The 7,101-nt window shown below is 67.7% G+C and carries 5 protein-coding genes; 3 read left to right on the top strand and 2 right to left on the bottom strand.

Features of this window, described 5'->3' with window-relative positions:
• Window positions 1-181: 181 nt before the first annotated feature.
• Window positions 182-451: a hypothetical protein gene (locus tag ACFW2Y_RS33745; protein WP_384886948.1), complete on the top strand. Its 270-nt coding sequence runs from the start codon at window positions 182-184 to the stop codon at window positions 449-451.
• Window positions 452-592: 141 nt separating this feature from the next.
• On the opposite strand, the gene ACFW2Y_RS33740 is transcribed toward ACFW2Y_RS33745, so the two are convergent.
• Window positions 593-982, bottom strand: a complete 390-nt coding sequence (locus ACFW2Y_RS33740) for a hypothetical protein (RefSeq protein ID WP_384886945.1) — start codon at window positions 980-982, stop codon at window positions 593-595.
• 315 nt (window positions 983-1,297) lie between these two features.
• Here ACFW2Y_RS33740 and ACFW2Y_RS33735 point away from each other — a divergent pair, with 315 nt between their 5' ends.
• A complete protein-coding gene (locus ACFW2Y_RS33735; protein ID WP_384886943.1) occupies window positions 1,298-3,478 on the top strand; it encodes a HEAT repeat domain-containing protein in 2,181 nt (726 codons plus the stop codon).
• A gap of 371 nt (window positions 3,479-3,849) precedes the next feature.
• Window positions 3,850-4,338 (top strand): hypothetical protein, encoded by a 489-nt coding sequence (locus ACFW2Y_RS33730; protein ID WP_384886940.1) that lies wholly within the window; start codon window positions 3,850-3,852, stop codon window positions 4,336-4,338.
• A gap of 798 nt (window positions 4,339-5,136) precedes the next feature.
• Here ACFW2Y_RS33730 and ACFW2Y_RS33725 read toward each other — a convergent pair.
• Window positions 5,137-7,101, bottom strand: a 1,965-nt coding sequence (locus tag ACFW2Y_RS33725) for a hypothetical protein (protein WP_384886938.1), incomplete at its 5' end; no start/stop codon positions are given.

Genomic DNA, 7,101 nt, shown 5'->3' with positions numbered 1-7,101 from the left:
CGAGCGTGGCAACATAGGTGACCAACGTGAAGCCTCTGGTTCAACGGACGATCTTGTGAGAGAGACCTGTCCTACCAGGGGCTTCACGCCTGTCCACGCCCGGGACCCAGCCGCTCGATCCATCCCGAATCGAGCGGTTCACCCAGCTTCGCGAAGATAATTTCGCTGAGAAATCCTCACTGTGGAGATGCGCTGGGAGAGGGCCGTTGCGGACGGCCTTCCCGCAGACGTCTCCCACGCCTTCGGCATCTTCGACAGGACGCTGTGCGAAATCCAGGAAGCCGGCATGTCGCCGTCCGACCACTGGTGGTTGCCGAAGCGGGAGAACGCCTGTGGCGCTTGCCGGGAAGCAGCGGGTGTCATCGACGACCGCTGGCCACAAGCAATGCGGGGTGAGGACGCGCGGGTCAGCGTGGCCCGGCAACGACGAGTGAACCCCATGAGTTTCTGATCAATAGCATCGGGGCGGCCTTCGCCTTCAGGCAGTGATTCCTTTTTCAACCTCAGGTCGAGGCGTGGTGAAGGACGAGCGCGGTCTTCACGAGGCCGTTCCCGGGGGCCCGCACCAGGGAGGGGCCCCTCGTCCGTTCGTTCAGGAAGCCCGGATCGCCCGATCGATCTCCGCGCCGGTGCGGGCCACGATGACGGGCCACTCGTCCCTGAGAGCGGCAGGCAGAAGGTCGCGGTCCTCATCCCGCTGAATCATGGTTGGTCCGCCAGGGACGACGAGCACAGCGTCCAGTCGGCGCAGCAGGACGGCCAAGAGGTCCATGATTCCGCCGCCTCCGAAGCGGTTGAAGGTGATGTTGTCCGGGCTGGAGAACACATCCGCCTCCTCCATATCCGCCGTACGCACATGCAGGAAGTTCGTCCGGGGGTCCCGTGCCACCACATAGGGGTCGAGGACCTCGTGCGCAGCACTCATGTCCAACGCTGCCGGCTCACCGTTCTCGAACCGGCACACGAAAATGTCGAAACTCATGGAGTCTTTTCTATCCTCAGGTCGAGGAGTGGTGAAGGACGAAGGCCTACCTCAGTTTGTGCAGTTCAGGTACAGGGTGAGGACAGCCTGGACGAGCCTGGTGATGCTGTTGGTGCTGCAGCGGAGCTTGCGTACGAGTCAGGCAGCCGCGGCTCGTGACCACCCTCTTCAATCGAACGACATCGTCACCCTCCGCAACCGCTCCCCAAAATCTGTGCCAGAACCCGCTACTGCTCGATAGAGCCAAAGAGCGCGTTCGCGCGATAGTGACCGGTCCCGTTCCGGGTGTCAGTGCTGCCCTGCATAGTGCCGGTCATGATCAACGACTTGGACAAGATCGACTGGGCGTCCTTGGGGCATGCCTACGGTGCGGCCGACGACGTGCCCGGATGGCTGCGGGGCATGGGCTCGCCCGACCCTGACGTACGCGAGAAGGCATTCAGCGGCTTCTACAGCGCAGCCCTCCACCAAGGCAGCGTGTATTCGAGCACGGTGGCCAGCCTGCCGTTCCTGTTCGCAATGGCCCACGACCCTACGACGCCTGACCGCGGGGAAGTCGTCGCGCTGCTGCTCAGCATCGGGCGGGAAGCGGTCGGCGCCGAAGAGGTCTACGCCGTCATCTGCGGCGAGGACGGTGAAGAGTCCACCATCTATCCGGACACCGCGCGCCTGATGCGCGAGCACGCCGACGCCTTCGTCGCCTACGCCGGTGACCCCGACCCGAAGGTGCGCAGGGCAGCGGTGGAGGGCCTGGGGCTGTTCCTGGACGACGCCGAACAAGCGGTCGCGCTCCTACAGGGCCGCCTTGTGGAAGAGAGCGGGGCTGCCGAGCGTCTGCTGGTGGTGCGGACGATGGCCGACCTGGCGACCCGTCTGCCTGCGGCCGCTGCGCCGGCGCGGGCGTGGCTGGACACGCTGGCCGACAGCGCCACGACCGATCCGGACACCCGGCTGGCGGCGCTCGTCCACCAGGCCCGCTGCGCTCCCGAGTCCATCGACGACCAGACGGTGTCGAGGGCGATCGAACTGCTTCGCCAGGTCACCCCCGCACCCCGACCCGAGGAAGAGCAGGGAGACCGGGATCCGTCCCGCCCGTGTGCATGTGAGGCCGAGCCCGAACCCGACCCGAACGTCCCCGGGCACATCGCGGCAGCCTTCGCCGACCTCGAACGTCACGGCCGCGTCCACGCCGCCACCACCCCTTTGCTGACGGCCTTCCACACGGCCCTGGGCCCGCGTGCCGGGGATCGTACGGCTCTGCTCACCGAGCAGCTGCGCAGCCGGGACCCGGGGACCCGGTACGACGCCATCGCCATGGCACGCACTCTGATCACCTCCTGGCGGGGCGATCACACCGCTCTGGTGGAGCTCATCGCCGACTGCCTGCTGCCCGGCGACTCCTACACCGCCGCGGCCGCGGCCGAAGCGCTCGGCTCACTGGCCGCCCTCGCCGAACCAGCCCGCGAAGCCCTCGCCGCCTACCTCACCACCCACCGGCCCGATGCGTGGGCCAGCCCGCACCATGCCGTGCGCCGAGCCCACCAACTGGCCGTCGTGGCGCTGGCCGGCCTCGGAGACGAGCGGGCCCTGCCCAGCCTGCTGACCGCGCTGGACACCGACACCGACGCCTGGCGCGCCATCAACGCCGTCGGCCATCTGCCCCAGTGCGCCGCGGAACTCTCCCCCCGGCTGATCCGGCGCCTCGCCGACGTCGACCACTCCAGTGAGTGGCCCGATGTCAGCCCTGCGACGCTCGCCTCCACCCTCGCCAAGCTCCAGGATCCGGCGGCCGTACCCGCGCTCACCGACACCCTCCAAGCCGCCGTCCGGCACAAGCAAGGACGCCATGCGGAGAGCGTCCTGAAGGCGCTCGCGTCGTTCGGTCCCCGCGCCGCATCCGCCCTGGACGTCGTTTGCCCCCTCACCGACGTCGACGACGTCTCCCTGCGCACCGCCGCGGTGAGCGCCGTCTGGGAACTCGAACGCCGCCCCGAGAACGTCGTGCCGCTGCTGGAACGTCTCCTCGACGGCCCCAGGAATTTCGACGCGATCGACCTCGCCGGCCGGATCGGCCCTGACGCAGCGGCAGTACTGCCGCGCCTGCGACGGATCCTGAGCGAGCGGATCGAGCAGAACGCGCGCAACGAGCACAACGGCTCGGCCGTGCTGAACGACTCGTGGACCCTCGTCCACGTCGCATCCACCCTGTGGGACATAGCCGGCACGAGCGAGGCCGCCACCGTCGTGCCGGCACTGCTGGCTGCCTGGAAGGACAACGACTCCACCGCACGCGATGTCCTCGCCTGCCTGCGCCGCATGGGCCCGGCCGCACGTCCCGCCCTGCCCCAGATCCGGGCCTCACTCGAGCAACCCCATCGCGGAGACCCGCGGTGGTCGGGCGCCGTCGCTTTCGACCTCGAGGTCGAGCACACCTGCCGTGCCATCCTCACGCGCCTGACAGACCTTCCCAACCCGGCGCCGGCCAGAAGGGAATAGGCCCGGTCGCACCGGTGTGCAAAAAGGCACGCGGGTCTGGATCGGCACGCGACCTGCCCATGGCACTTCCGGCACAGGGCGGTCGTCCACGCGAGGCCGGCGGTCACCGGGCCCCAGACGGTGAGCGTCGCGAGGCCGATCAGGCACGCCGGGAGGACCGCCTTGCCGCGCGCCGGCGCGCATAGGTCCTTCCAGAGCACCTTGGAGGTGGGCGACGTGGAGCACCGACGAAAGACGGTGATCAGCACGGCTCAGCGACTGCCGGAGATCGCTTCCCACGACCAGGAAGATCGTTTACCGCCCTCGGGCGACATGCACCAGCGCCTCTCGCCGACGAAATCGAGTGGCGGCACCTTCCTATGCTGATGCCCATGACCACACAGAACACCTTTGCGCATCCCCGCTGGGGCCTTGAGTTCCACTGGTGGGCTGTGGATCCGGCAGGTCGTGTCGGTTTGTTCTACTCCGCCTTTGGGCCTGTCCCCGCCGCGGCCAATGCCCACGTGGTGGTCATGGACGATGCGACAGCTCAAGCCAGGGCACTGCACCCTGAGTGGTTCGATACACAGCACTGCAGTGACGATGAGTGCTCCGAGACGCACTGCCCTGTCGGGTTGAACTGGGGACCCTACCTGTTCACTTGGGACGAGGAGTACGACGACCGCTACACACGCTATGGCGTGCCGAAGGCGCCAGTGCTCGCTTCTGAACTGCCAGGCTGCCTGGCAGCGGCCGCCCTGCTCGTCGAGGTTGACTTCCTCTTCGAACGGGCCACCCGGATTGACCTGAGTTACCCCGGAGGCAGGGAGCTCTTGTCGGGCAAGGCGACGATGGGTAGTCGGTCCCACCCACGCCCCTGATGTGCCTGAGATGGCGAAACGGCCCGATTCACCATCACGCCCAGGCCGTTTCGTCGGTGCCGTCGGACACCTTTCGTCGGTGCCCCGACGTCGCGGCGGGGCGGGCAGGCGTACCGGACCCACCCGCCCTGGCCCCTCTCGTCTGCTCGACCCGGGACACCGCCTTCACGTCGCGCGATGGCGCGCTGCAGAGCAGGCAGACGGCGACGGACCCCAAGAGCGCTGGCCGTCTTCAGTGTGCCGAGAAGCGCCGCCAGGACCGTCCCGCAGGTCATCCGGGGAGGTGAAGAGCGGGGTGTCGCCCACGGGACAGCGCATCCACGACGTGGAGGCGCAGCCGTCCAGGCCCGGCACGAGGAGAGCCGCCCCAACGCCCACCGCAGACGGGAAGGAGAGCCAGGCTGTCCGCCATGGGCACTTCTCCGACCCACCAGGATCGTGAGGAAACAGAGCAGCTGTGCACCGCCGTGGGGGTGACCATCACGGTCAACATCCGCCGGTAGTCCCTCTTTGACGCAGCGGTCTCACTCTGTCGAGCCGGCGCAGTACCGCGCATCCGCCCAGTGGCACGGCACCGCGGCGGCCGACCTCCGCGAGGAGAGCGGCCTCCGCTCCCGAATGGCCGTCGACGCCCCCGCCCAGCACGCCCGCGAAGCCCGCGAGCGGGCCGCACAGATGCAGGCCGACCAGCGCCGACAGCGCCGAAACGGCCAGGACGCACGGCAGGCACCCAACGCCCTCGTCCCACAGCCACCCGGTCGTGTTGAGTCCCGGCCCGGGCTCAGCGCCGCTGCGGCGTTAGTTGCCCTTGGCCAAGGCGGACAGGTCCATCAGGTCGTCGATGATGGCACGGCCCGTCCGGTCCACCGGCTCCAGTCGGGCGACCAGCTCAAGGCTGGACGTGATGTCGGGAGCCTCGATGCGGTCCTCGATCTGCTGCAGCGCGTCCCGTAGCCGCTGCCGGTGCTCTGCGACATGGCCAGCGACGGCATCAGCGAGCAGTTGCCCCTGATGCAAGGCCACTTCGGCGAAGTCGGTACCGGCCTTCTCCACCTCCTGGTTGAGCTGGTTCTTGCGTTGGTTCCGGGCCTGATCGAGCACGGACCTGCGCGCCTTCAATCCCTTGGTGAGTACTACGGCAGCCGCTCCCGCCAGCGCCACCCCGCCGGTGACGGCGGAGAGTGACAGACTGGTCATGAGCGCGGCGGTCGCCGCGCTGCCCAGGGCACTGAGGATGCTGACGGCGGCCGCGCCAGTCTGAACCACGGTATAGACGTCGTATCTACGGTGTTCGTCCAGGGAGGAGAGCAGCTCGCCGGGCTCGATGGGTGCCGCCGGGACAAGGCGCGTGGCATGTTCCTCATCACGCAGTTCGCTGCGCAACAGGACACGGGCCCGGGTGTCGAGTTCCTCGACGTGTCGCGCCCAGATGGTGGCCGGGCCCTGCTCCGCCGTCATCCACTCGGTGAACAGCCGTGTCTGGCTCACCTTGACCTCGGTGAGGTGTTCTGCGCCGAGGTTTCCGGAGTCAATCATGGCGTCCAGCTCCCGGTGGAAGACCTCCTTCAGCTCATCGAACTGCCGCCCGGTATCTCGGACACGACGCTTCAGCTCGCTATCCAGCTCGGAGCGGATGCGCTCCGCAGACCGTTCTGTGTCATCCAGCTGGCGCCGTAGGTTCTCCCGCTCTGCCGTCAGCTGCTCCACCGACACCTGATGGGTGGCGAGCACATCGGTGATGTAGCGGTGCCTGGTACGGACAAGTCGGAACGCCTCAGCCGCGATCTTCTCCAAGTGGTACTGACCCGTCCCGTTCTCGATCAGCTCGGTGAGACGGTCGCGCAGGGCTGCCATCCGGCTCTCGCTGCGGTTCCGCTGGGCTGCCCGCGTATCGCCCTCGGCCTCGTCCAAGTCGGCCTGGGCCTCCCAGGCCGGTGACACCGGCAGGAATCCCTCACCGACGAACCTGGCTCCCGTCACACCAGGTGCCGAGAAGCGCTCGCTCAGATACGCGTTGTTGGTGTCCCGCGCTGACCGCCAACCCTCGCGGTTGTCGTTGCCGAGTTGATCGGCGCGGTCGATGCCGGTCAGTACCCACAGCACCGGCTTGCCGCTCTGCAGGTGGTGGTTGTACAGATCGGTCACGAGCCCCAGCTCGCCCGCAGTGAGGGTCGCGGTTCCCTGGGTCACGTAGATGAAGCAGTCGGCCTCGGCCCAGGCGTTGCGCATGACCTGCTCGTGCACCGGGTTGGGGGACTCCGCACCGGGCAGGTCGAAGAATTTAGCGGGCAGCAGCGCATTCTCGATGAGCAGTTCGATCTGCTCGACTTCCAGCTGATAGTGGTCGGGGAGACGGTCGGCCCGGTCGCCATCGGCGGCACCATAAGCCGCGACAACACTCGGCGCCAGGTCAGTGCCGATCTCGACCCACTCCCCTTCGGGACGTCCGACGAACCTGACGCGCAGCAGTCCCCGCCCCGACGCGTTCACACCGCTGTCCGCATGGACCGGCCGCACGGTGGACGGGCACGCCGTGGTCGGGGTCGGGGAGGACGGCAAGATGCCGATGTACTGCTTGGTGTAGCCCCCGTCCGGCCGCTCGAACCGCTCGTACCGCAGGCCTTTCTGCAGGCCGCTGATCAGAAAACTCTTGCCGGACGACTGACGACCTAGTACTCCAGTCTGGTTTCGCGATCTTGTGGCGACCCTGGCTGGGAACGGGTACGGCCACCGCGTGATCATCGGTTGGTGTGTGGACAAACG

Source organism: Streptomyces sp. NPDC058877 (assembly GCF_042742855.1).
Classification (GTDB): Bacteria; Actinomycetota; Actinomycetes; order Streptomycetales; family Streptomycetaceae; genus Streptomyces.
Note: the sequence above shows the minus strand (reverse complement) of the source record. Positions and strands in the feature narration are given on the sequence as shown.

Bases quoted from the DNA above. Each gene is read 5' to 3' on its own strand.
- ACFW2Y_RS33740 (WP_384886945.1), bottom strand. From the start codon at position 982: ATGAGTTTCGACATTTTCGTGTGCCGGTTCGAGAACGGTGAGCCGGCA.
- ACFW2Y_RS33735 (WP_384886943.1), top strand. From the start codon at position 1,298: ATGATCAACGACTTGGACAAGATCGACTGGGCGTCCTTGGGGCATGCC.
- ACFW2Y_RS33730 (WP_384886940.1), top strand. From the start codon at position 3,850: ATGACCACACAGAACACCTTTGCGCATCCCCGCTGGGGCCTTGAGTTC.